The organism is Micromonospora sp. NPDC085948 (assembly GCF_040686315.1).
In the GTDB taxonomy this organism is placed as follows: domain Bacteria; phylum Actinomycetota; class Actinomycetes; order Mycobacteriales; family Micromonosporaceae; genus Micromonospora.
On the sequence record NZ_JBFBJW010000001.1, the window covers coordinates 107,166 to 130,028 of the forward strand.

At 70.6% G+C, this 22,863-nt stretch carries 27 protein-coding genes; 16 read left to right on the forward strand and 11 right to left on the reverse strand.

Features of this window, described 5'->3' with window-relative positions:
• Positions 1–243: 243 nt before the first annotated feature.
• Both AB0O48_RS00575 and AB0O48_RS00580 read left to right on the forward strand, forming a co-directional pair.
• Positions 244–468, forward strand: a complete 225-nt coding sequence (locus AB0O48_RS00575; protein WP_357254719.1) for a hypothetical protein — start codon at positions 244–246, stop codon at positions 466–468.
• Positions 469–517: 49 nt separating this feature from the next.
• Positions 518–712: a hypothetical protein gene (locus AB0O48_RS00580; RefSeq protein WP_357254720.1), complete on the forward strand. Its 195-nt coding sequence runs from the start codon at positions 518–520 to the stop codon at positions 710–712.
• A gap of 62 nt (positions 713–774) precedes the next feature.
• Here AB0O48_RS00580 and AB0O48_RS00585 read toward each other — a convergent pair whose 3' ends face one another.
• The 3 genes from AB0O48_RS00585 to AB0O48_RS00595 are packed head-to-tail and all read right to left on the reverse strand — an operon-like array spanning position 775 to position 2,039.
• On the reverse strand, positions 775–1,317 hold the full coding sequence (locus AB0O48_RS00585; RefSeq protein ID WP_357254722.1) for a DUF1360 domain-containing protein: 543 nt from the start codon (positions 1,315–1,317) through the stop codon (positions 775–777).
• Positions 1,318–1,371: 54 nt separating this feature from the next.
• Positions 1,372–1,704, reverse strand: coding sequence for a hypothetical protein (locus AB0O48_RS00590; protein WP_357254724.1), 333 nt, complete (start codon positions 1,702–1,704; stop codon positions 1,372–1,374).
• The gene (locus tag AB0O48_RS00595; RefSeq protein WP_357254726.1) at positions 1,704–2,039 is read right to left on the reverse strand and encodes a DUF6158 family protein; all 336 of its coding nucleotides are present in this window, start codon (positions 2,037–2,039) and stop codon (positions 1,704–1,706) included. Before AB0O48_RS00595 ends, AB0O48_RS00590 begins: the two co-directional genes overlap by 1 nt.
• Positions 2,040–2,170: 131 nt before the next feature.
• Between AB0O48_RS00595 and AB0O48_RS00600 the strand changes: the two genes are divergently transcribed.
• Together AB0O48_RS00600 and AB0O48_RS00605 are read left to right on the forward strand one after the other, a co-directional pair.
• Positions 2,171–2,593: a hypothetical protein gene (locus tag AB0O48_RS00600; protein ID WP_365062237.1), complete on the forward strand. Its 423-nt coding sequence runs from the start codon at positions 2,171–2,173 to the stop codon at positions 2,591–2,593.
• Between the two features lie 25 nt (positions 2,594–2,618).
• Complete coding sequence (locus tag AB0O48_RS00605) at positions 2,619–2,948, forward strand: DUF3817 domain-containing protein (protein WP_357254729.1); 330 nt, start codon at positions 2,619–2,621, stop codon at positions 2,946–2,948.
• 39 nt (positions 2,949–2,987) lie between these two features.
• On the opposite strand, the gene AB0O48_RS00610 is transcribed toward AB0O48_RS00605, so the two are convergent.
• Positions 2,988–3,488, reverse strand: a complete 501-nt coding sequence (locus tag AB0O48_RS00610) for a DUF6232 family protein (RefSeq protein ID WP_357254731.1) — start codon at positions 3,486–3,488, stop codon at positions 2,988–2,990.
• 506 nt (positions 3,489–3,994) lie between these two features.
• On the opposite strand from AB0O48_RS00610, the gene AB0O48_RS00615 reads away from it, so the two are divergent.
• The gene (locus AB0O48_RS00615) at positions 3,995–4,972 is read left to right on the forward strand and encodes an NlpC/P60 family protein (RefSeq protein WP_357254733.1); all 978 of its coding nucleotides are present in this window, start codon (positions 3,995–3,997) and stop codon (positions 4,970–4,972) included.
• A 71-nt stretch (positions 4,973–5,043) separates the two neighbouring features.
• Here AB0O48_RS00615 and AB0O48_RS00620 read toward each other — a convergent pair whose 3' ends face one another.
• From AB0O48_RS00620 to AB0O48_RS00635, 4 genes are all read right to left on the reverse strand, one after another.
• Positions 5,044–6,033: a sigma-70 family RNA polymerase sigma factor gene (locus tag AB0O48_RS00620; RefSeq protein WP_357254735.1), complete on the reverse strand. Its 990-nt coding sequence runs from the start codon at positions 6,031–6,033 to the stop codon at positions 5,044–5,046.
• A gap of 375 nt (positions 6,034–6,408) precedes the next feature.
• Entirely contained in the window at positions 6,409–7,365 is a 957-nt protein-coding gene (murQ, locus tag AB0O48_RS00625; protein WP_357254737.1) for an N-acetylmuramic acid 6-phosphate etherase, read from the reverse strand.
• Positions 7,362–8,276: a MurR/RpiR family transcriptional regulator gene (locus tag AB0O48_RS00630; protein ID WP_357254739.1), complete on the reverse strand. Its 915-nt coding sequence runs from the start codon at positions 8,274–8,276 to the stop codon at positions 7,362–7,364. Before AB0O48_RS00630 ends, murQ begins: the two co-directional genes overlap by 4 nt.
• A gap of 75 nt (positions 8,277–8,351) precedes the next feature.
• A complete protein-coding gene (locus AB0O48_RS00635; RefSeq protein WP_365062242.1) occupies positions 8,352–9,368 on the reverse strand; it encodes an NAD-dependent epimerase/dehydratase family protein in 1,017 nt (338 codons plus the stop codon).
• Between the two features lie 180 nt (positions 9,369–9,548).
• On the opposite strand from AB0O48_RS00635, the gene AB0O48_RS00640 reads away from it, so the two are divergent.
• The gene (locus AB0O48_RS00640) at positions 9,549–10,241 is read left to right on the forward strand and encodes an SDR family NAD(P)-dependent oxidoreductase (protein ID WP_357254742.1); all 693 of its coding nucleotides are present in this window, start codon (positions 9,549–9,551) and stop codon (positions 10,239–10,241) included.
• Here the strand turns inward: AB0O48_RS00640 and AB0O48_RS00645 are convergent.
• On the reverse strand, positions 10,226–10,897 hold the full coding sequence (locus AB0O48_RS00645) for a thymidylate kinase (RefSeq protein WP_357254744.1): 672 nt from the start codon (positions 10,895–10,897) through the stop codon (positions 10,226–10,228). The two genes, AB0O48_RS00640 and AB0O48_RS00645, sit on opposite strands and share 16 nt — an antisense overlap.
• Before the next feature lie 180 nt (positions 10,898–11,077).
• Here AB0O48_RS00645 and AB0O48_RS00650 point away from each other — a divergent pair, with 180 nt between their 5' ends.
• The 5 genes from AB0O48_RS00650 (at position 11,078) to AB0O48_RS00670 (ending at position 13,515) form a co-directional block, all read left to right on the forward strand.
• Positions 11,078–11,662, forward strand: a complete 585-nt coding sequence (locus tag AB0O48_RS00650) for a nucleotidyltransferase (protein ID WP_357254746.1) — start codon at positions 11,078–11,080, stop codon at positions 11,660–11,662.
• Positions 11,659–11,937 carry a hypothetical protein gene (locus AB0O48_RS00655; RefSeq protein WP_357254748.1) on the forward strand — a complete coding sequence of 93 codons (279 nt, stop codon included), beginning with the start codon at positions 11,659–11,661 and terminating at the stop codon, positions 11,935–11,937. The genes AB0O48_RS00650 and AB0O48_RS00655 overlap by 4 nt, the downstream gene beginning before the upstream one ends.
• A gap of 11 nt (positions 11,938–11,948) precedes the next feature.
• On the forward strand, positions 11,949–12,725 hold the full coding sequence (locus AB0O48_RS00660) for a metallophosphoesterase (protein WP_357254750.1): 777 nt from the start codon (positions 11,949–11,951) through the stop codon (positions 12,723–12,725).
• The gene (locus AB0O48_RS00665) at positions 12,716–12,859 is read left to right on the forward strand and encodes a GPGG-motif small membrane protein (protein WP_007464364.1); all 144 of its coding nucleotides are present in this window, start codon (positions 12,716–12,718) and stop codon (positions 12,857–12,859) included. Before AB0O48_RS00660 ends, AB0O48_RS00665 begins: the two co-directional genes overlap by 10 nt.
• A gap of 161 nt (positions 12,860–13,020) precedes the next feature.
• Positions 13,021–13,515: a TspO/MBR family protein gene (locus AB0O48_RS00670; protein WP_365062247.1), complete on the forward strand. Its 495-nt coding sequence runs from the start codon at positions 13,021–13,023 to the stop codon at positions 13,513–13,515.
• Positions 13,516–13,564: 49 nt separating this feature from the next.
• Here the strand turns inward: AB0O48_RS00670 and AB0O48_RS00675 are convergent, their stop codons facing one another.
• Complete coding sequence (locus AB0O48_RS00675) at positions 13,565–14,338, reverse strand: peptidoglycan DD-metalloendopeptidase family protein (protein ID WP_357254755.1); 774 nt, start codon at positions 14,336–14,338, stop codon at positions 13,565–13,567.
• A gap of 250 nt (positions 14,339–14,588) precedes the next feature.
• On the opposite strand from AB0O48_RS00675, the gene AB0O48_RS00680 reads away from it, so the two are divergent.
• The 5 genes from AB0O48_RS00680 (at position 14,589) to AB0O48_RS00700 (ending at position 20,842) form a co-directional block, all read left to right on the forward strand.
• Positions 14,589–15,935 (forward strand): ABC transporter substrate-binding protein, encoded by a 1,347-nt coding sequence (locus AB0O48_RS00680; protein WP_357254757.1) that lies wholly within the window; start codon positions 14,589–14,591, stop codon positions 15,933–15,935.
• A 70-nt stretch (positions 15,936–16,005) separates the two neighbouring features.
• Complete coding sequence (locus AB0O48_RS00685; RefSeq protein WP_357254759.1) at positions 16,006–17,052, forward strand: sugar ABC transporter permease; 1,047 nt, start codon at positions 16,006–16,008, stop codon at positions 17,050–17,052.
• Position 17,053: 1 nt separating this feature from the next.
• Positions 17,054–18,022 carry a carbohydrate ABC transporter permease gene (locus AB0O48_RS00690; RefSeq protein ID WP_357254761.1) on the forward strand — a complete coding sequence of 323 codons (969 nt, stop codon included), beginning with the start codon at positions 17,054–17,056 and terminating at the stop codon, positions 18,020–18,022.
• A 69-nt stretch (positions 18,023–18,091) separates the two neighbouring features.
• A complete protein-coding gene (locus AB0O48_RS00695; RefSeq protein WP_357254763.1) occupies positions 18,092–19,138 on the forward strand; it encodes a LacI family DNA-binding transcriptional regulator in 1,047 nt (348 codons plus the stop codon).
• Positions 19,139–19,168: 30 nt separating this feature from the next.
• Entirely contained in the window at positions 19,169–20,842 is a 1,674-nt protein-coding gene (locus tag AB0O48_RS00700) for a glycoside hydrolase family 13 protein (protein WP_357254788.1), read from the forward strand.
• Positions 20,843–21,372: 530 nt separating this feature from the next.
• On the opposite strand, the gene AB0O48_RS00705 is transcribed toward AB0O48_RS00700, so the two are convergent.
• Positions 21,373–22,827 carry an MFS transporter gene (locus AB0O48_RS00705; RefSeq protein ID WP_365062251.1) on the reverse strand — a complete coding sequence of 485 codons (1,455 nt, stop codon included), beginning with the start codon at positions 22,825–22,827 and terminating at the stop codon, positions 21,373–21,375.
• Positions 22,828–22,863: the final 36 nt, after the last annotated feature.

Here is a 22,863-nt window from a genome sequence, read left to right on the forward strand (position 1 = left end):
TGGGGTGTCGGTGTGTCATGTGTCCCCGGGCCTCACCTAAATAGCCTTCGCGGAATACCGTCCGGCTGGAGCCGCGTAGTGCCACTCGCCGAGAGGCGACCTGCACACCGACACCAGCGCCGCCCCCGGCCAAACGGCCGGGGGCGGCGCTGTATGTGTGCCTGGGGCGGGGCCCGCCAGGGGACGTGGGGTCGGGCCACCGGCGTGACGTTTGACCGATTCCGCCCCGGGTAGCTGATCGACGTGACCGACGACGCATTCGTGCCCGACGAGCCGGACACCCGGGCCCTCGACGACCTGCTGAACGACGTCTACCGGGCGCAGGAGCGGGTCACCCAGGCGGAGATCTACCGCCAGGCGGTGGCCGCCGAGCTTCCGCCGGATCTGCTCGCGCGCATCGACGCGCTGCCCGAGGGCGAGTACTCGGTGGACGAGGCCAGCGACCTGCTGGGCGGTTCCATCGGCTGAGCGACCTGGGCGGTTCCACCGCTGGGGCCACCGCAGAAGGGACACCGACATGACGCACCACGAGGACCACGACGAGAAGGTGCCGGCGCTGGGTCAACCGCCGAAGGGCAGGGACACCACGCCCGAGCCGGACTTCGCCAACGAACACGACCGCACCGCCGTGGACCGGGACATCGTCACCGGGGCGGACGAGGACGAACGCGAGCCGGAGTCGCCGCACGGCTGGTCCGGCATGGAGCGCTGAGACAGGTACGAACAAAACGGGGGCCGGCGTCCGCCGGCCCCGTTTTTTGCGCGTGCGTTCGGTCAGTCGTCGTCGTGGTGCCCACCCTCGGCGGCCTGCTGCGCCGTCGCGTACGCCATCTGGAGGAAGTCCGACGCGGCGACCGCCGTCAGCGCGGTGGCCACCAGCCGGGTCAGCCGGGGTGCGAGCACCAGACCCCCGGTCAGCCCGGTGGCCACCCAGACCGCCAGGCAGAACGGGCAGCTCAGCAGCTCGCCGATGGCATGCCGGGTCGGGCTGCCCGAGTCGCGGACCTGCTCCATCACCTCGCCGCTGCCGATCGGACGGTCGTATTGGGTGAACGGCGCCCGCAGAGGGCTGGTCACCGCGTCCTTGGACAGCAGCCGGCTCAGCTTGTGCGTGGCGATGGAGAGCAACACCACGTCGGACGCGGCGGGGCGCTCCGGTACCGGCCGGCCGGTGGCCTTGACCAGGCCGGCGAGCGCTCCGGTCACCCCGGCGTAGGCACCCATGGCCACCAGGTAGCCGCCGAGCGGCCGGTGTTCGTGCGGCGCGTACGCCCGGCGCAGCCGCGCCGCCTTCTGTCGCAGGCCAGTGTCGCTCACCCGGTCTCCTCACTATCTCGTGGTGGTGCGGGAGCGGCGTCCCGCGGGGCCGCCTCAGCCGGCCTGGAGGTTGTCGGCGACCTCGCGTGCCAGGTTGGTGAGCGCCTCGTCGGCCAACTGGTCTGGACCCGAGCCGTCCGTACCGTCGGCCAGATCGAGCTGGATCCGGGCGCCACCGGAGTCGGCCGACTCCACCCGGATCTCGGCGGACCAGTCGGCGTCGCCACCCCACCGGGCGCGCAACTCCGCGCCGCTGATCTCCGCGGTGGGGTTACCGCCGCCGCGCAGCGGTTCCGGCAGCCACGCGGAGGCGCGGTTGGGGTCGGTGGCGGTGTTGAAGACCACCTCGGGTGGCGCGGACATCCCGCGCACGGCGCGCGCCGCCATCAGGAGTCCCGCAGACGGTTGGGGTCGACCTCCCGGCCCGGGTGACGCGCCAGGTATTCGGTCTCCAGCTCCGCGGTGCGACGCAGGTGGTTGGCGAGCGCGGAGTCCGCCGCGTGCCGCAGGGTGTCCAGGCGGGTGCGGTGCAGGCTGTGCATCTCGCGGATCAGATCCTCGTCGCTCAGCTCCGTCGGGTCGACGCCGGGCAGGTCGCCGTCGAGAGCGCCCGCCGGGTCGGCGAGGTCATCGCCACTCCACTCGGGCACCCGCTGCTCCGGGCTCATGTCCGTGCTGCCGCTGGACGCAAAGCCGTCCTCACGTACCGATCCGGTCATCATCGCCCCCCTTGATCTCGTTTGGGCTGGCGTCTAGACGATTGCCCAGGCGCGGTGTCGCCAAACCATCCCGGCCACGCGACAACTACGACACCGTGTCGGAGACCGGCGGCGCCCCCGGTACTCTCGATGCCATGAGGCGGCTCTGGACCCCGGCGTGGATCGCACGTCACGTGGCCATGGTCGTGCTGGTCGTGGGCTTCCTCGGGCTGGGCTGGTGGCAGATCAGCCGGGCCGCCGCCGGCAACAGCCTGAGCTGGGGGTACGCGGTCGAATGGCCGATCTTCGCCGGCTTCGTGGTCTACGTCTGGTGGCGTGAGGTGAAGTTGGCCCGTCGCCGAGCGACCGACACCGACGCGCCTTCGGCGGAGCCGGCCACCGAGCCCGCGCCGACGGTCGCCACCGGGTCCCGACCGGTGGTACGCCGACCGGTGCGGGTGTCCCGGGGGCCGTCCGGCGACGACGCCGTCGAGGACACGGACCTGGCCGCCTACAACCACTACCTGTCATGGTTGAGCGCCAATCCGGGCGCCCGACCCGGTGACTATCCCGGCTGAGCCGGGCTCGGAAGGACGGACGAAGGTGGGCGCTGCCCTTACCCGTTACCGCGCGATCGCCTGGATCGTGGGTGTCGTGCTGATCCTGCTGGTCGTGATCGGCATGCCGCTGAAGTACGTGTTCGACAACGCGGTCGTGGTGGAGACGGTGGGGCCCGCGCACGGGTTCCTCTACATGATCTACCTGGTGGCGGCGTTCGACCTGAGCCGTCGGGCCGACTGGCCGCTGAAGCGGATGCTGCTGGTGATGTTGGCCGGCACCGTGCCGTTCGTCTCCTTCTACGCCGAGCGCCGGGTCAGCGCCTGGGTGGCCGCACCGCAGGAGACCCGTACCCCGGAGCCGGTCGCCCGCTGAGCGGCCGTTGGGGCCGACGCGCGCTCGGCGTCCGTCGGCTCAACGGCTGGGCCGCCACGGCTCGGCCGAGGCGAGCGGGTCGACCCAGCCGCCGAGTCGGTTCATTTCCCGTGCGCGCAGCAGCGCCCGGGTGACCTGGCCGAACTGCCGCTCGTCGTCGGCGCTGAAGAGCAGCATCTCCGCTCCCCCATACCACCCCCACAGCTCGTGCGGTGGTGGGCGCCAGCGGTCGCCGACCACGGCCAGCGCGGCCGGCAGCAGGAACACCGCACCGAGGATGAGGTACGCACCGGCGGTCAGGCGGTGCAGCCCGCCGGTGAAGCCGAGCAGCAGCCCGACGCCGCCGAGCATGCTGGCGGTGATGACGACGGCCCGGACGGCGATCCGGTCGTGCGGACCCCGGGTGGTACGCAGATGGGTCAGGTCGGCGACCCGGTAACTGGTCCGGCCGACCGTGAACCGGTCGGCGGTCACGATGATGCCGGGCCGCGCGTAGAGCAGGGTCGACCGGCCGCCTGGCACCGATCGCGGCGGTCGCACACGTGCGCCTTCACGATTCACGGTTCCTCCCGTGGGGACGGTTGACCGAGATGACCGGCGGTGACGGCTGCGGCTGTCTGCCGACGGGATTCCCGGCGTCAGCCCCATTGTGTTGGTGCGTCGCCAGCCGACCTGCGCATTTGCCGGTTGTCGACAGCCACCCCCGCGAGGGACATCACCAAGAAACAGCATCCATTTCAGCTTTTGTCGGTTATGGCGGCCAGTGATCCGACGGGATACGCCCGGAACGACGAAAGTCGCATATCTGTCAGCCGGTGACGAACAGGCCTTTTCACGCCCCCACAGGTCTCAGCAGCTCCACCCCACGCAGGAACATGAGCCGCCACTCGGCCAACTTTCGCCCCTGCTTCAACTGCGAGCGACATCCGTCCCGGGTTAGGTTGGTTGCGCCGGTCCGGCCCAGTGCCGTCCGCCCGGATGGCCCCGGCCGGTGTCGCCGAGGGCGTCAGCAGCCCCGGCGGCCGTGGGAGAGGGGCCTTCCGCTCTTGTCATCCCTGAGAAACCTGCTGCGTACCGTGGCGCTCGCCGGCATGTCGGCCGCGCTGATCGCCCCGACGGCGGTGGCGCACGCCGAGCCGTCCCCCGCCGAACTGACCCGCCGGATCGAGACGTCCTCGGCCGAGTTGGAACGGGTCGTGGAGTCGTACAACAAGCTGCGTGAGGAGATCAAGACCAACGAGGCCACGGTGGGCCGATTACAGACCCGCATCGGCCCGCTGGAGCAGCAGGTCGAGCAGAGCAGGGCCGACGTGGCCGAGCTTGCCTCCACGGCGTACAAGAGCGGCGGCCTGCGGACCGCGGACGCCCTGCTGCGTCCCGGCGGCTCCGCCGCGCTGCTGGACCGGCTGGGCACGCTCGACCAGCTGACCCGCCAACGGCAGGAGCGCATCTCCGGCTTCACCGCCGACCAGCGACGGCTGCTGGACGAGAAGGCCAGCCTGGACGCCACCCTGACCCGGCAGGCAGCGCAGGCCCGTCAGCTCGCGACGGGCAGGAAGCAGATCGAGCAGGACCTGGCCAAGCTGTACGAGCTGCGTCGGCAGGCGTACGGGGCGGCCACCGAGCGTCCCGCGCCGAAGGCGGCGGCGGCCGAGGCCAAGAACGTGCCCGCGGTGGCCGGTGACGCCGGCGCCGCCGTGCGATACGCGTTCGGCGCGGTCGGCAAGCCCTACGTCTGGGCAGCCGACGGACCGAACGGCTACGACTGTTCCGGGCTGACCTCGGCGGCCTGGCGGGCGGCCGGAAAGTCCCTGCCGCACAACACCCGGATGCAGTGGAGTGCCGTCGCGCACATCGGGCGGGGCGACCTACGCCCGGGTGACCTGGTCTTCTACAGCGGGCTCGGGCACGTCGCCCTCTACGTGGGCGACGGCCAGGTGATCGACGCGCCAAGCGCCGGCCGCAACGTGCTCAAACGGGGCATGAACATGATGTCCATCCAGGGCTACGGCCGGGTCCGCTAGCTGACCCGACAACGGCGAACGGCCGGCGTCCCCCTATCGGACGCCGGCCGTTCGCCGTTGTTACTACCAGGTCAGGCTGCCTGCAGCCCCTCCGCCCGGGCCAGCTCACGCAGCCGGCCGAGGGCCTGGATCTCCAACTGCCGGATCCGCTCGCGGGACAGCGAGAACCGGGACGCGACCTCGGTGAGCGAGTGCTCCCGGCCGTCCTCCAGCCCGTAGCGGGCGCGCATGATGCCGGCGGACCGGTCGTCGAGGTGGTTGAGCAGCCCCTCGATGCGCTGCCGCTCCAGGCCGCTGAGGACGATGTCCTCCGGCGACGGCGCGTCGCTGTCGGCGACCAGGTCGCCGAGGCTCGTGTCGCCGTCGTCGCCGACCGGGGTGTCCAGCGAGACGGTGTCCTGCGACCAGCGGCGCAGCTCGTTGACCCGCTCGACGGTGACGCCGAGGGAGGCAGCGATCTGCTCCGGCTCCGGGTCGGAGCCCAGCTCACGGGTCAACTGCCGGGCCACGTTGCGCATCCGGTTGACGTCCTCCACGAGGTGCACCGGCAGACGGACGGTGCGCTCCTGCTGAGCGATCGCCCGGCTGATCGCCTGACGGATCCACCAGGTGGCGTAGGTGGAGAACTTGTAGCCGCGCTCGTAGTCGAACTTCTCGACCGCCCGGACCAGGCCGGTGTTGCCCTCCTGGATCAGGTCCAGCATGGGCATGCCCGACCGCACGTAACGGCGGGCGATCGACACGACCAGTCGGAGGTTGGCGCGGATGAAGAGATCCTTCGCCCGCTCCCCCTCGACGACCAGCCACTCCAGGTCGGCCCGGTCCACACCGGCGGGGACGGCTTCCTCACCGAGCAGGTGCTCGGCGTAGAGGCCAGCCTCGATCGCCTTGGATAGGTCGACCTCCCGGGCGGCGTCCAGCAGTGGCGTCCGGGAGATCTCGTGCAGGTAGACGCCGACCAGGTCGCGCTCCTCGGCTACCTGATCGGTGCGCATGCCGATGTTCTTGTCCACGTTGCCCACGGTCCCCTCGCTCGCGCCGGTTGCCCGGTTCCTAGCCATTCCCCACGTCCGTCAACCCCTGGTAACTTCTGCTGTGCCCATCGGTGCTGACACCTACACAACAGATGAGAAGTGCCGGGGATTCCGTGTGGTGAGTCGAAAGTGTCACGAATGCCTGAGTAGTAGCTGAGAGCACGGTCCACGTTTGCTGTCAGCATCCCGTCGGATGGCTCGCCGCTGGGCACCACGCACGGGTTACGCACCATGGCAACACCGCCCGCCGTGGGGGCACAGCGACCCGGGTCACCACCACGCTGCGATCCTGGTCACTGCCAGATACGCGTCGAAGGACCGGTCGGTTCATCCTCGGGGGTGTTATTACCCCCCGGCCAAGTGAACAATCCGAAGCCCCGTTCGCTTCCCGGGGGCGTACGGCTACGGGGCGAGCAGTGCGAGGGCTCCGCGTACCTGGTCGGCGGAGCGGGCCAGCGCGGCCCGGGCGGCGTCCACCTCGGCACCGGAGACCAGGGAGACCAGCGCCGTCTTCAGGTCACCGTCGGCCTCGGCGAGCGCCTGCCGGCAAACCTCCTCCGAGCAGCCGGTGGCCTCGACCAGAATCGAGATCATTCGGCCGCGGAGCTTCGCGTTGGTGGCCACCATATCGATCATGAGGTTCGAGTAGACCCGCCCCAGGCGCACCATGACGGCGGTCGAGAACGTGTTGAGCACCAACTTCTGCGCCGTGCCCGCCTTCATCCGGGTCGACCCGGTGACCACCTCGGGTCCGGTGTCCACCCCGATGAACACGTCCACCGACCGGCCGGCCTCCGCCTCCGGATTGGCGCAGAGCAACACCGTCGAGGCGCCCTTGGCACGGGCCGCGGCGAGCGCCCCGAGCACGTACGGGGTGCGTCCGCTCGCCGCCAGACCCACCACCAGGTCGCCGGTGCGTACACAACTGGCCGCCTCGACCGCGCCGCCCCGGTCGTCGTCCTCGGCGTCCTCCACGGCCCGCCACATGGCGTCCGGACCGCCGGCGAGGTGGGCGCAGAACCAGTGCCGGGGCGAGTTGAAGGTGGGGGCCAGTTCGGCCGCGTCGAGGACGCCGAGCCGACCGGAGGTGCCGGCGCCGAAGTAGTGCACCCGGTGGCCGCCGCGTAGCGCCTCGACCGCCAGGTCGACGGTGATGGCGATCTCGTCGAGCACCCCGGCGACCGCCGCCGGCACCCGCCGGTCCGCCTCGTTGATCACGGTGAGCACGTCCCGGGTCGACATCAGGTCGAGGTCGACGCTCAGCGGGTTACGCCGTTCGGTGGGTGCGCCCACCCGGACTGTCGGGCGGGCGGGTGGTGCGGGCAGGTCTGCGTCCGGTTCCACCGCACCGGCCGTCACGGCCGCCTCCGGTTGGCACCCACCCGGTGCGACTGGACCGCCTCGGCGGTCGACTCCAGGGCCTTGCGGGCCCGAGCCCGGTTGCGGGCGGCCACCCCGACGAAGAGGCAGTCGACGACGGTGAGCTGGGCAAGCCGGCTGGCCGTCGCGCCGGAGCGGTAGGTGGTCTCCCGGGCGGCAGTGGTCAACACGAAGTCCGCCACGTCGGTGATCGGCGAGCGCGGGAAGTTGGTGAGCGCCACGGTGACGGCACCTCGCGTACGGGCCTGCTCCAGCACCTCGATCACGTCGGAGGTCGTGCCGCTGTGCGAGATGCCGATCGCCACGTCACCCCGACCGAGGAGCGCGGCCGAGGTCAGCGCGGTGTGCACGTCCGGGAAGTAGAAGGCGATCCGGCCGATGCGGTGCAGCTTCTGCTGGAAGTCCGATGCGACGAACCCGCTGGCGCCAGCGCCGTAGATGTCGATCCGACCGGCGCTGTTGATCGCCTCGACCACCTGCTCACAGACGGCGGGGTCGAGCTGCTCGGCAGTCTCCTCGACCGCACGGGCGTCGTTGAACGCGATGGTGGCGATGATCTGGGCGAGGTCGGCACCGGGCGGGATGTCGCCGCCGACCACCCGGGCGTCCGGTGGCTCGATCCGGCGGGCGGCCTCGGCGGCGAGCCGGATCCGCAGTTGGGGGTAACCGTCCATGCCGACCGAACGGCAGAACCGGATGACTGTCGCCTCCGAGGTCTCCGCCGCGGTGGCGAGGTCGGTGATGGTCCGCCGGGCCGCAGCGGCCGGGTCGGAGACGACCAGCCGGGCAACCCGCTGCTCGGCGGGCGACAGCGACGGCAGCAGCCCACTGATGTGGACGATCAGCCCACCGGGCTCCTGACTCGCAGAAATCTTCGGACTCTTCGCCACGGATGAAACTTACTTTCACCTGGCGTGAGCGTCAACCATGACTGGCCGTTACGACGGAAACGGCCGACGGCTGAATCACCGGTCCCGGACAGCCTGCCACTCCCGCAGCACCGCCGCCTCATCCGCCGGGTCCAGTCCCCCCTGCCGGACGGCCGCCGGGTCCGCTGCCATCCAGTCGGCGGTCGCCCGAACAGTGTCGGACAGTGGACGGACCGCCAGCCCGGCGCCCAGAGCCGGACGCGCGTCCCGGTCCATCAGGCCGGCGTTCTCCGGCAGCCGCGCCCACAGCGGGAGAGCCCGCTCCCCCGACCACTCGCGGACGTCGTGGGCCAGCAGGAACTCCTGCTCCACCCAGGTGAGGACCGGTTCGGCGACACCCAGCCCGGCGGCGACCCCGTGCAGCAGGTCGGCGCGGGACATGGCCGGCCCGGTGCCGTCGTACGTGCCGGCGAGGCCGGTGCCGGCGGCATGCAGCAGCCAGGCCGCCAGATCGGCGACGTCCACGAACTGCACCCGGTCGGTCGGCCGACCGGGCGCGAGCACCTCTCCACCTGCCGCCAGCCGCCGCACCCAGTACGGAAAGCGGTCGCTCGGGTCCTCCGCGCCGACGATCAACCCCGCCCGGCAGATGAACGAACGGTCCACACCCATCCGCTCCCGGACCAGCCGCTCGATGCTCACCTTGGACTCGCCGTACCAGCGGTGGTCCGGACCGACCGGGCCGTCAACCTCGGGTGGGGCCGGTGCCAGCACCGGCGCGTCCGACGCGGTCTGACCCGGGGTGGTGTTGTCCGCGTACACCGAGATCGTCGACACGAAGGACCAGTGGCCGACCCGATCGGCAAGCGCGGCCAGCGCGTACCGGGCGTGACTGATCTGGCGGGTCACGTCGACCACGGCGTCGAAACCCGCGTCGGCGAGCGGTGCCAGCGCCTCGGGGTCGTCCCGGTCCACGGGCACGAAACGGACCCCGGCCGGTACGGCGCCAGACACGCCCCGGGCCGGACAGGTCACCTCGTGCCCCTGCTCGACGGCGAGCTGGGCCGTAGCCCGACCGAGGAATCGAGTGCCACCGAGAATGAGGATCCGCATCCGCCGATCCTGCACCCCCACGCTCCAGACAACCCCACCAATCTGCCCACCGCAGACAGCGATCATGAGGTTGTAGCCACTCACCTCGGCGTGTCGCAGCAATAACCTCATGATCGACGGGGGCAGGGGCGGGGGGTGTGGGGGCGCGGCGGGGGGTGTGGGGGTACTAGCGTGGGTTTTATGGCGGGGCGGAGCGTTTTGGTTACTGGGGGGTTCGGGGGGCTTGGCGGGGCCGTGGTGGCCTCGTTCGTCGAGGCGGGTTGGCGGGTGGTCGTACCGGAGCGGACCGCCCGGCCCGGCTCGGGCCCGGCGGCGGACCAGGTGGTCCGGCTGGTCGCGGACCTGGCCGAACCGGAGGGGGCCGCGCGGGCGGTCGAGGCCGCCGCCGACGCGCCGGCCGCGCCGCTGCGGGCGGTGGTCAACCTGGCCGGCGGGTACGCGAGTGGCGGCCTGGTGCACGAGACGCCGGTGACGGATTTCGAGCGGATGCTCACCGTCAACCTGCGGCCCACCTACCTGGTCACCCAGGCCGCGTTGCCCCACCTGGTGGCGGCCGGCGGTGGCGCGGTGGTCTGCGTCGCGGCTCGCGCGGCGATCACGCCGTTCCCCGGCGCAGCCGGCTACGTGACGGCCAAGGCGGCGGTGCTCGCCCTCGCCAACGCGGTCGCGGTGGAGTACCGGTCCCACAACGTGCGCTGCAACACCGTGCTGCCAAGCGTCATCGACACCCCGGCCAACCGGGCCGCCCAGCCCGACGCCGACCACTCCCGCTGGGTGGCCCCGGCCGAGATCGCGTCGGTGATCCGGTTCCTCGCGTCGGCCGACTCCGCGCCGACCAGCGGCGCCACCGTGCCGGTCTACGGGCGGGCCTGAGCCACCAACGGGTCGCCATCTCCCTCCGCCGGCCCGGGGGCCGTCGGCAGCCAGGTCTCCAGGTGCGCCTGGATCTGCTCGGTCACCTCCTCGGTCGGGCGGCCCGCGTCCACCAGGACGAAGCTCGGGTACTCCGGGAGTGCCCGGTAGGCGGTGTCCGCAGCGGTCAGCCAGCCCATCGTCTCGTGGTCGGTGCCGCGCTCCTCGATGCGCCGGTACGCCTCCGCCGGGTCGACCGCGAGCAGGAAGGTCACCTGCGGGGTCGGGAACAGTCGGTAACCGGCGCGGGCCAGCCGCTCCCACCGGTGCCCACCATGCGCGCGGATGCTCGCGTACTGGCAGGCCGAGTAGCGGTCCATCACCGCCGTCCGGCCGGTGAGCAGGCAGGTGATCAGTGCTACGGCGATGGCGAGCCAGCGCAGCACGGACTCCACCGCCAGCACGCCGTCGCGCCCGACGAGCCGCTGGGCGTCCGGTCGTCCGAGCCGGTGGGCCAGCCGGCCGAGCCAACGGCGTCCGCTGGCGTTGCGTCGGTAGGTGGCGGGGCGCCCGGCGGCCGTCAGTGCGTCGGCCAACCGGTGCGCCTGGGTGGTCTTGCCCGAGCCGTCGATGCCGATCAGGGCGACGGTGCGCAACCGGTCCCCGCCGCGTCGCATCCTCGATGATCTGGCCACCCTCCACAGATTATCCGACCCGCGCATCGGCTCCGCGAGGTTTGTGATGTTTCATCCCTGTTGCCACCCGACCGCGTCTCATGGAGGTGTGGCCGACCGGAATGCCGGGTACGGGAGTCTGAAACCCAAACCGCCGGTCCACCAACACGACGGGAGATCCAGATGGCTGAGCGCGGGGACGAGAGTCTGGTGCACACCCTCAAGAAGGTCGCCGCCGTGCTCAAGCAGTCCGAGATCCCGTTCGCCCTGGGCGGCAGCTTCGCCGTCTACGCCCACGGGGGCCACTCCAGTGAGCACGACGTCGACTTCCTGATCCGGGAGGCCGACGTGGAACAGGCCCTGGAGGTCCTGGTGGCCGCCGGCTTCGTCGCTCAGCGACCACCGGAGGACTGGCTGGTCAAGGTCTTCGACGACGGCCGGATGGTGGACCTCATCCACCGGCCGATCGAGACGCCGGTTACCGAGGAGACGTTCGCCGACACGGTCATCCGGCCGGTGGACGCGATCCAGATGCCGGTGCTGTCCGCCACCCAGCTGATGGTGCACAAACTGCTCAGCTTCTCCCAGCACTACTGCGACTTCGCCCGCGGCCTGCCACTGGCCCGGTCGCTGCGGGAGCAGATCGACTGGGATCGGGTACGCAAGGAGACGCAGCACTCGCCGTACGCCGAGGCGTTCCTGGTGCTGCTGGACCGGCTGGAGGTGGTGCCGGCGGTCGGCACCCAGCCAGGAGAGGGGACATCGTGACCCATCATCGCGACATCGGCGCCGGGCCACCACCCGACGAGTACGTCGAAGCGGAGATCCAGCGGCTGCTCGCCGAGGACCCCGCCGTCGCCGAACAGGGGATCACCGTGGTCCGACGGGAACGCGCCCTCGTCCTCTACGGCGAGGTGGAGAGTCCGCACCGGCGGGCGGAGATCCTGCGCCGGGTGTCCGAACGCTTTCCTGACGTACCGATCGCCAGCGACATCGGGGTGATCCGCGCCCAGGCGCCCACGGAGATCGAGCAACTGCCCTGAGGGAGGGTTCCATGGTGATCCGGATCGCCGCGGTGGGTGACGTGCATCTGGACGAGGACGTGGTCGGACGGTTCCGGCCGGCGTTGGAAGAGCTGCCGGAGTGCGCCGACGTGCTGCTGCTGGCCGGGGACCTGACCCGGCACGGCACCGAGGCCGAGGCGCGCTGCGTGGCGGAGGAGTTCGGTGGGTTGGCCGTGCCGGTGGTGACCGTGCTGGGCAACCACGACCACCAGTGTGACCAGGTGCCCCAGGTGGTCAAGGTGCTCGAGGACGCGGGCATCACCGTGCTGGAGGGCAACGGCGTGGTGTTGGACTGCGCCGGCGGCCGGCTCGGCATCGCCGGGGTCAAGGGCTTCGGCGGCGGGTTCGCCGGGCGGTGCGCGAGTGACTTCGGCGAGCCGGAGATGAAGTCCTTCGTGCGGACCACCACCGACAGCGCGGACCGCCTCGGCGCCGCGCTGCGCTCGCTGGACTGCGACATGCTTGTCGCGCTCACCCACTACGCACCGGTGCCGGACACGCTCGTCGGCGAACCGCTGGAGATCTACCCGTTCCTCGGGTCGTACCAGCTGGGTCAGGCGATCGACTCGGCACCCACGGCGCTGGCCCTGCACGGGCACGCACACGCCGGCACCGAGCGCGGCACGACCCCCGGTGGGGTACGCGTACGCAACGTCGCGCACCCGGTGATCAAGCAGGCGTACAGCGTGTTCCACGTGGGCGATCAACTTGACACCGACCAGGTTTCCACGATCAGTCAGTCGGGTATTCAGAGGTCATGGAGCTGATTCTTTGGATTCTCGCAGTCGTACTCGTGGTCGCCGGCATCCTCGCGCTGTTCCGCCGGCAGATCCTGTGGGGCATCGTCCTCATCGTTGTCGGGCTGTTGGTCGGCCCGGGTGGTGTCAGCATCTTCAATTAGCGTTCGCACGCCGTCATAACCGGGACCCGTCGGGGTCGCCGCGACCGGAGCTCCGTCCTCCCGACAGGAGCACCGGCCGGGGCGATCCCGGCGCTTTTTTTGTGGGCGATCGTGCCGCCGTCGGCGGTTTGGGCGGACGCTGCTGGGAAATTATCTCGACCATGGAGATAACTCAGAGCGCCTCGAGGACCTCCGGACGGCGACGGCGGTGGGCCCTCGTCGGCTTCGCCGCGGCCGTCTTCGTCGCGGCCGCGATCGGCGGGCTGGGGGTGCAGGGCACCACCGACGAGTACGCGAGTCTGCGGCAGCCCGACTGGGCGCCGCCCTCCTGGCTGTTCGGCCCGGTCTGGTCGCTGCTCTACGCGCTGATCGCCGTGGCCGGCTGGCTGGTGTGGCGCCGGGTTGGCTTCTCCACCGCCCTCTGGGCGTGGACCGCGCAACTGGTGCTCAACGCCATCTGGACCCCGCTGTTCTTCGGCGCGGGACAGTACGGGCTGGCGTTCGCCGAGATCGTGGTGATGTGGCTGGCGATCGGGCTCACCGTGGTGCTGTTCGCCCGGGTGTCCCGGGTGGCGGCCGCGCTGCTGCTGCCCTACTGGGCCTGGGTCACCTTCGCCGCCGCGTTGAACCTGTCGATCTGGCAGCTGAACTCCTGACCGACAGGTCCCGGCGGTGCCGACCGCCGGGACCGTGGCCGTTCCCGGGTCAGCAGCGGGGCACGCCGGGGATGTAACCGTCCGAGCCGGTGTAGACGTACGCGTCGGCGATGTACCTACCGGAGCCGATGCGGTCCCAGATCGAGCTGGTGCCGTACGTGCCGGTGACCGTCGTGCCGCTGGTCTGGCAGGCGATGGTCACCCGGGCGCCGTCGGCGACGGTGCCCACCGAGGCGTACCCGGTGCCCGGGCCGGAGCGGACGGTCAGCGGGGTGCCGCTGGTGTCGACCGTGCCGTTGCCACTGCCCGAGGAGCACCCGTTGTCGCTGGTGTAGGTCTTGGTGCCCCAGTAGAGGCCGAGGCCGCCGTTGAAGCGGACCTGGATGTCGCTGCCGTTGAGGCGCTGCTCGTAGTGCAGGTGGGGGCCGGTCGAGCCGCCGGTGCTGCCGACCCAACCGAGCACCTTGCCGTAGGCGACGGTCTGCCCGACGGAGACGTTGAAGCCGGTCAGGTGGGCGTAGTAGGTGCTGTAACCGCCACCGTGGTTGATCCGGACATATTTGCCGTAGCTGGTGCCGCCGAGGTCGGTCACCCGGTCGACGGTGCCCGGGGCGCTGGCCACCACCGGGTCGCCGACGTCGTCGGTGCGGTTGAAGTCGACGGCGTACGCCGGGCTGTGATCCGACCTGGTCTGGCCGGACCAGGACTGGCCGCACGGGAAAGGCACCTTGAAGGTCGGCGCGGCCAGCGCCGGGCTCGCCGGCACCAGTGTTCCCCCGACGAGCAGACCCGTCACCAGCAGGCTCATCCACCGCTTGCGCATGCAGCTCCTCCTATGTCGAAAACCTTCGATCCGGTGCGCCCAGCCTGACAGATATCGTCAATCTTCGAAAGAGTCCAGGATTCGGGATGGCAGCGCGCCCACCAGGCAGCCCGCAGGTTTCCGGATTGTTACTCGCTCGTGTCTGACAGGGGGTGGACCGGAGCGAATGCAAGCGCTTACATGTGTGCACGCCCAATCGGACCGGCGACGGGTCACCAGCACGACCGCGCCGGCTAGGAAGGAGGACGGCATGGCGGTCTTTACCAGACCACGCCAGGCCTTCGTGATCGCCGGCGTACTCGGGCTGGCGCTCAGCGCCACCGCCTGCGGTACCGGCGACGACAAGAAGAGCAACAACGCGGGCTCCGCGGAGTGCGCCGCATACGACAAGTACGAGGGCCACGACGGCAAGAAGGTCTCGATCTACGCGTCCATCCGTGACGCCGAGGCCGACCTGCTGGAGCGCTCGTGGTCGGACTTCACCAAGTGCACCGGCATCGAGATCGACTACGAGGGCAGCGGCGAGTTCGAGGCGCAGCTTCCCGTCCGGGTCGACGGCGGCAACGCCCCCGACATCGCCTTCGTGCCCCAGCCGGGCCTGGTGAAGCGCTTCGCGGACGCCGGCAAGCTGAAGAACCTGAGCGCCGACACCAAGGCCCTCGCCGAGCAGAACATGCCGGCCGACTGGCTGAAGTACGGCACCGTCAACGGGACGCTCTACGGCGTGCCGCTCGGCGCCAACGTGAAGTCCTTCGTCTGGTACTCGCCGAAGACGTTCAAGGAGAAGGGCTGGGAGGTCCCGACCACCTGGGACCAGCTCATCACCCTGAGCGACAAGATCGCCGCCAGCGGCATGAAGCCGTGGTGCGCGGGCGTCGAGTCCGGTGACGCCACCGGCTGGCCGGCCACCGACTGGATCGAGGACGTGCTGCTGCGGACGGGCGGCCCCGAGGTCTACGACCAGTGGACCACCCACGCCATCCCGTTCAACGACCCGAAGGTCGTCGACGCGGTCGACCGCGCCGGCAGCATCCTCAAGAACGACAAGTACATGAACGGCGGCTTCGGCGGCGTCAAGAGCATCACCACCACCGCCTTCCAGGAGGCGGGCCTGCCGGTGACCACCGGCAAGTGCGCGATGCACCGACAGGCGTCGTTCTACGCCAACCAGTTCCCCGAGGGCACCAAGGTGGCCGAGGACGGCGACGCGTTCGCCTTCTACCTCCCGGCCATCGACCCGGCCAAGGGCAAGCCGGTGCTGGGCGCGGGCGAGTTCGTCGTCGGCTACGCCGACCGTCCCGAGGTCCAGGCGGTGCAGACCTACCTGGTCTCCGCCGAGTACGTGAACAGCCGCGCGAAGCTCGGCAACTGGGTCACGGCGAACAACAAGCTGGACATCGCCAACGTGGCCAGCCCGATCGACAAGCTCTCCGTCCAGATCCTCCAGGACAAGACGGGCACCTTCCGCTTCGACGGATCCGACCTGATGCCGGCCGCCGTCGGCGCGGGAACGTTCTGGAAGGGCATGGTCGAGTGGCTGAACGGCAAGCCGACCGCCCCGGTGCTCCAGGGCATCGAGAGCAGCTGGCCTAAGTGATCCCGGCGGTGGCCCGGTCCGCGCTCGCGGGCCGGGCCACCGGCCGAGGTGGACCCGGAAGGGAGGGTTGATGAAGTTCGACTTCGCCGATCAGCAGCCGAAGTTCCTCATGCTGATGTACGGGCTGGTCGCCTTCGTGGTGGTCGTTGGTGGTCTGCTCCTGCTGCTCGACGTGGTGCCGGCCTGGTTCGCCCGTCGGCGGGAGGCCCAGCTCGTCGCCGCCTCCGTGGGCGGGGGTCCGCTGCCTCGCCGACGCAAGCAGCGGGAGGGGCTCTTCGCGTTCTTCTTCCTGCTGCCGACGCTGCTGCTGCTCGTCATCGGCCTGGTCGTGCCGGCCATTCGCACCACGCTGCTCTCCCTGATGGACGGAAGCAGCACCAACTGGGTGGGTCTGCGCAACTACGGCTGGATGTTCTCCGACGACTCGATCGTCCGAGTCCTGATCAACACCCTGGTCTGGGTGCTCCTGGTCCCGTTGGTGGCGACCGGGTTCGGCCTGCTCTACGCCGTACTCGTAGACAAGGCCCGGTTCGAGGCGGTGGCCAAGTCACTGATCTTCCTGCCGATGGCCATCTCCTTCGTCGGCGCCAGCATCATCTGGAAGTTCGTCTACGCCTACCGGGGTGACGGCGACCAGATCGGTCTGCTCAACCAGATCGTGGTCAGCCTCGGCGGTGAGCCGAAGCAGTGGCTGCTGGAATCACCACTGAACACGCTGCTGCTGATCGTCATCATGGTCTGGATCCAGGCCGGTTTCGCCATGGTGGTGCTCTCCGCCGCGATCAAGGCCATCCCCGGCGACATCGTGGAAGCCGCCCGGCTCGACGGCGTCAGCCCCTGGCAGATGTTCTGGCAGATCACCATGCCGAGCATCCGGCCGGCGCTGATCGTCGTGGTCGTCACGCTCACGATCGCCACGCTCAAGGTCTTCGACATCGTCCGGACCTCGACGAACGGCAACTACGACACCAGCGTGATCGCCAGCGAGATGTACAACCAGGCGTTCCGGTACGGCCAGAACGGGCAGGGCTCGGCGCTCGCCGTCTTCCTCTTCATCCTGGTCATCCCGGTCGTGATCTACCAGATCCGCAACCTCCGTCAGCAGCGGGAGGGCTGAGATGACCACCGCAACGCCCACCGTCGCCGCCGGCGCCCAGCAGACCGACGGCACCCCGACCACCGCCGCCGGACGGGTCCGCAAGCGGTTGAACAGCCGCACCGCGACCCTCGTCTCGGTCATCATCGCGGTGGTCTGGACCATCCCGACCTTCGGCCTGCTCGTCTCCTCCCTCCGACCGGAGGACGAGATCAAGACCACCGGCTGGTGGACGGCCTTCACCAACCCGCAGTTCACGTTCGAGAACTACCAGCAGGTCCTGTTCGGGCGGTCGTCGTCCTCCGGACAGCTCGCCGGTTCCTTCATCAACTCGCTGGCGATCACCATCCCGTCGGTGCTCTTCCCCCTCGCCTTCGCGTGCCTGGCCGCGTACGCGCTGGCCTGGATCAACTTCCGCGGCCGGGACTGGGTCTACATCGCGATCTTCGCGTTGCAGATCGTGCCGTTGCAGATGGCCCTGGTGCCACTGCTGAAGTTCTTCTCCACCGGCGTCACCCTCGGTGGCGTCACCCTGATGCCGGCCTGGGACCTGGTCGACGAACAGAAGTTCGCCCAGGTGTGGTTCGCCCACACCTGCTTCGCGCTCCCGTTCGCCGTCTTCCTGCTGCACAACTTCATCTCGCAGCTGCCCGGAGACCTGATGGAGGCGGCCCGGGTCGACGGGGCCACCCACCCGAAGATCTTCCGCAGCATCGTGCTGCCGTTGATCACCCCGGCGCTGGCGGCGTTCGGCATCTTCCAGTTCCTCTGGGTCTGGAACGACCTGCTGGTCGCGCTGATCTTCGCTGGTGGCGGCAACGAGACCGCCCCGCTCACCGTCCGCCTCGCCGAGATGGCCGGGACCCGGGGCAACGAGTGGCAGCGGCTCACCGCCGGCGCGTTCGTCTCCATCGTCGTACCGCTCATTGTCTTCCTGTCCCTGCAGCGCTTCTTCGTGCGAGGTCTGCTCGCCGGCAGCGTCAAGGGCTGACCCGATGCGCCCGCCGCCGCCGGACCCCTCGGGCGGCGGCGGGCGCATCGGGCACCGAGCGGGGGAACCGTGACGAGGATCGATGATGTGGCCCGGCTGGCCGGTGTGTCCACGGCCACCGTCTCGCGGGCCCTGCGGGGGCTACCGACGGTCTCCGCCGCCACCCGGCACCGGGTGCTCGCCGCCGCCGAGCAACTCGACTACGCGGTCTCACCGAGCGCGTCCCGGCTCGCCGGTGGCCGGACCGGCACGGTCGCGGTGGTGGTCCCCCGGATCACCCGCTGGTTCTTCAGCACCGTCGTCGAGGCGGTCGAGGAGTACCTCCACCAGTCCGGTTACGACCTGCTGCTCTACAACCTGGGTGGACGGGAGCAGGTCCGCCAGCGGGTCCTGCGCACGGCCAACCTGCACAAGCGGGTGGACGCCATGATGCTCGTCGCCACGCCACTGCGGCCGGCCGACCTGACCGCGCTGGCCACTCTGGAACTGCCCGGGGTCACCATCAGTTCGGGCAGCCGGGTGCCCAACTGGCCCTGCGTACGGATCGACGACGTCGCGGCCGCGCGGGCCGCGACCCGGCACCTGATCGACCTCGGCCATCACCGGATCGCGCACATCTCCGGCGACCCGGACGACGAGTTGGCCTTCACCACCCACCTCGACCGACGCCGTGGCTACCGGGCGGAGCTGCGCTCCGCCGGCCTGCGGCCCGACCCGAGCCTGGACGTCGAGTCCACCTTCACCATCGACGGCGGCAACCGGGCCACCGCCGAGTTGCTGGCCAGTGGCGAACCGCCGACCGCGATCGTCGCCGCCTGCGACGAGATGGCGATGGGCGCGATGACCGCGGTACGCGACGCCGGACTGCGGGTGCCGCAGGACGTCAGCGTGATCGGCATCGACGATCACGACCTGGCCGGTGTGCTGGGACTCAGCACCATCGCCCAGCCCGCCGCCGAACAGGGACGACTCGCCGCCCGAATGCTGCTCGACCCGCTCGGGGCGCGCCCTCCGGGCGCCATCGTGAGTCAACGGAACGCCGGCCGCGACACACCGGTGATCCTGCCCACTCGGTTGGTCGTCCGGGACTCGACCGCACCACCCCGGGCACACTGAAATCCACACACCGCGACACGGGAGAAGACCCTGAACACCGATCCGACGCAGCAGAACTCCTCCGGTCACCCGGTCACCGGCTGGTGGACCGAGGCGACCATCTACCAGATCTACCCCCGCTCCTTCGCCGACTCGGACGGCGACGGGATCGGCGACCTGCCCGGCATCACCGCCCGCCTCGATCACCTCGTCGAGCTGGGCGTGGACGCGGTGTGGCTCTCCCCCTTCTACCCGTCGCCGCAGGCCGACGCCGGCTACGACGTGGCCGACTACCGCGACATCGACCCGCTGTTCGGCACCCTCGCCGACGCCGACAAGCTGATCGCCGAGGCCCGGTCCCGCAGCCTGCGGGTGATCGTCGACCTGGTTCCCAACCACACCTCGTCCGCGCACCGCTGGTTCCAGGAGGCGCTGCCCGCCGCGCCCGGCAGCCCGGAACGATCCCGGTACATCTTCCGGGACGGCCGCGGACCGGCCGGTGACCAGCCGCCGAACGACTGGCAGAGCGTCTTCGGTGGCCCGGCCTGGACCCGGACGGTGGACGCCGACGGACAGCCCGGCCAGTGGTACCTGCACCTGTTCGACACGGGCCAGCCGGACCTCAACTGGGACAACCCGGAGGTGCACGCGGAGTTCCTGGACGTGCTGCGGTTCTGGCTGGACCGCGGCGTGGACGGCTTCCGGGTGGACGTGGCGCACGGCCTGATCAAGCAGGCCGACCTGGCCGACTGGCAGGAGCCCCAGGAGATCCTCTCCGGCAACGAGATCGACAAGCCGCGCCCGCCGATGTGGGACCAGGAGGGCGTACACGAGATCTACCGGCAGTGGCGCCAGGTTCTGGACAGCTACCCCGGTGAGCGGGTGCTGGTCGCCGAGGCGTGGGTGGAGCCGGCCGAGCGGCTGGCCCGCTACGTCCGCCCGGACGAGATGCACCAGGCGTTCAACTTCGAGTACCTGCTCGCCGCGTGGACCGCACCCGCCCAGTACGCGGTGATCACCCGCTCACTGGAGGCGACCGACTCGGTCGGCGCGCCGACCACCTGGGTGCTGTCCAACCACGACGTGGTGCGGCACGCCTCCCGACTCGGCCTGCCGATCGGCACCGTACGGCCCAACGGCATCGGCATCGGCGACCCGCAGCCGGACGCCGCGCTCGGCCTGCGCCGGGCACGGGCGGCCACCCTGCTGATGCTCGCCCTGCCCGGCTCGGCGTACCTGTACCAGGGCGAGGAACTGGGGCTGCCCGAGCACACCACGCTGCCCGACGAGGCCCGGCAGGACCCGACCTGGGCGCGCAGTGGGCACACCCAGCGCGGCCGGGACGGTTGCCGGGTGCCGATCCCGTGGGAGGCCGACGCCCCGTCGTACGGCTTCGGCCCCACCGACGCGAGCTGGCTGCCGCAGCCGCCGCTCTGGGCGGAGTACGCGCTGGACCGCCAGCGCGACGTGCCCGGCTCGACGTACGAGCTGTACCGCACGGCGCTGCGGCTGCGCCGCGAGCACGGGCTGGGTCGCGGCACCCTGGAGTGGGTGTCCTCCGGCGACGAGGCGCTGACCTTCCGCAACGGTGAGCTGACCGTGCTGACCAACTTCGGTGCGGCATCGGTGCCGGTGCCGGCCGGTGCCGAGGTGCTCGCCGCCAGCGCACCCCTGGACGACGACAACGCGGTGCCGACCGACGTGACGGTCTGGCTGCGCGGCTGATCTCGCGACGACCGGCCCGTCCCGCCGAGCGGTGCTCGCGGGCGGGCCGGTCAGGCTGGATCGCCGCGCGGTGGAGCTGATGTCGTAAACGATTCACGGCCGCGCCGCCCGCCCACGCCGCGCCCGCCCACGCCGCGCCCGCCCGCCCGCGCCCAGCACCCTCAAGATCGCACTACGTCCAGGATGCAGTGGCCTCGGCCCGCCGGAAGGCAACTAGAACTAAGAAGTAGCGCGATCTTGAGTACCGCGGGACGTGCGGGGACGCCTGGGCCCTCGGAACCGCACACCGAACGTGCCCCCACGCCGCCGCGCCGCCGATCTGCAGTTTCGGTCGCCGATATGGGTTCAATGCCCGCCTTTGCCGAGACAGTAAGCGCAAGATCGCGCGGCCGGGGCGGTCGGCCCGTCGATCATGGAGTTGTGGTGCCTGCTTCGGTGCCTCACAGGTCATTTGTCACCCACCACAACTCCATGATCGACGGGGCGGGGGCGGGGCGGGGTGGGGGCGGGGCGGGGTGGGGTGGGGTGGGTTAGAGGCGGTTGGCGCGGGTGTGTAGCAGGTCGTGGACGTTGTCGATGTCCGCTGGCGACGTCCGCGAGGCGAGCCAGTACATGACGCCGGTGGGGATGAAGAAGAGCTGGAACGCGGCCAGCCCGACGGCGAAGTTCAACGGCGGCGGGAAGGCCACCCGCAGCCCCTGGAAGGCCACCCCGACCAACCCGTTACCGGCCGCGCGACCGACCCCGTTGACCAGGTTGCCCAGGCTGTAGACCGTGCCCCGGTGCTCCGGCGGGTTGACGTCGGCGATCAACGCGAACCAGTTCGGTGAGTTGGCCGAGGTCAACGCGAGCGCCACGATCGCGGTGAGCAGGCTCAGCCCGACCGACGGCTCGGTGAACACACTGGTCAGTACCGCGCCCACGACCGCGCCGCCGCTGGCGCCGTCCGGCACGTCGATGGTCACCGGGACGAAGAACAGCACCAGGTAGAACGGCAGCGCGGCGAGGATGCCGACCGCGGCGACCAACGCCCGACCCCGAGGGGTACGCCGCTGCACCGCGTCGCCGATCAGGCCACCCACGATGGAGAACACCCCGCCGAGCTGGAACAGCGTGGCGAAGACGCTGCCCACCACCACGGCTGTCGACGTCGAGTAGCCCTGGGCCTCGGCCCGTTCGGCGAAGAGCACCGGCAGCCAGACCAGCGAGCCGAACGCGGCCTGCGCCGTCAGCCCCTGGAGGATCAGCCACCGGTTGGTCCGTCGGGCCAGGATGCGCGGCAGGTCGGCGCGACTGATCCGGTAGTCGTACTCGGCGCCGGCGTCCAGCCGGTCGGCCAGCTCCGGCTCGCTCTGGCCGCGCCGGACGTCGTACGTGAAGAGGTAGGCCAAAGTGGCGACCAGGCCGACGCCGGTCAGGATCAGGAAGGGTCGTCGCCAGTCGGTTGCCCCGAGCAGGCCGCCGACGAGCGTGCCCGCGAGGGTGCCGATCCCCTGGGAGAGGCCCCAGAAGCTCATCACCAGCCCTCGCCGGGACGGTGAGATCAGGTCGGTGACCACGGAGAAGCCGACCGAGCCGACCGCGCCGAGGCCGACGGCCGCGACCAGCTGCGCGGCCAGGAAGGTCAGGTACCCGCCGGCGAGCGCGCTGCCGCCGGTGCCGGCCGCCCAGAGCAGCGTGCCCACCATCAGCAGCCGCTTGCGGTTGGCCCGGTCACCGACGTACGCCCAGCCGACCGCGGCCACCGCGCTGACCAGGAAGCTGACCGCGGTGACCAGGCCCAGTAGCCGCCCCGACACGCCGAACGCGTCGGAGATCGGGCCGTAGAGCGGCGGTATCAGCCCGATCGCGACGTTGTCCAGGGAGGCGAGCAGCACGAACACCACGACGCTGTACAACCGGTGGGCCGTACCGCCGCCCCGACCGGGCGGGCGTGAGCCGGGCTGCGCCCGTCCCCGCTCGGGTCCGCCACTGGTCACCGTCATGCCGGCAGCCAACCAGACTCCGCGGAGGGAGCCGTC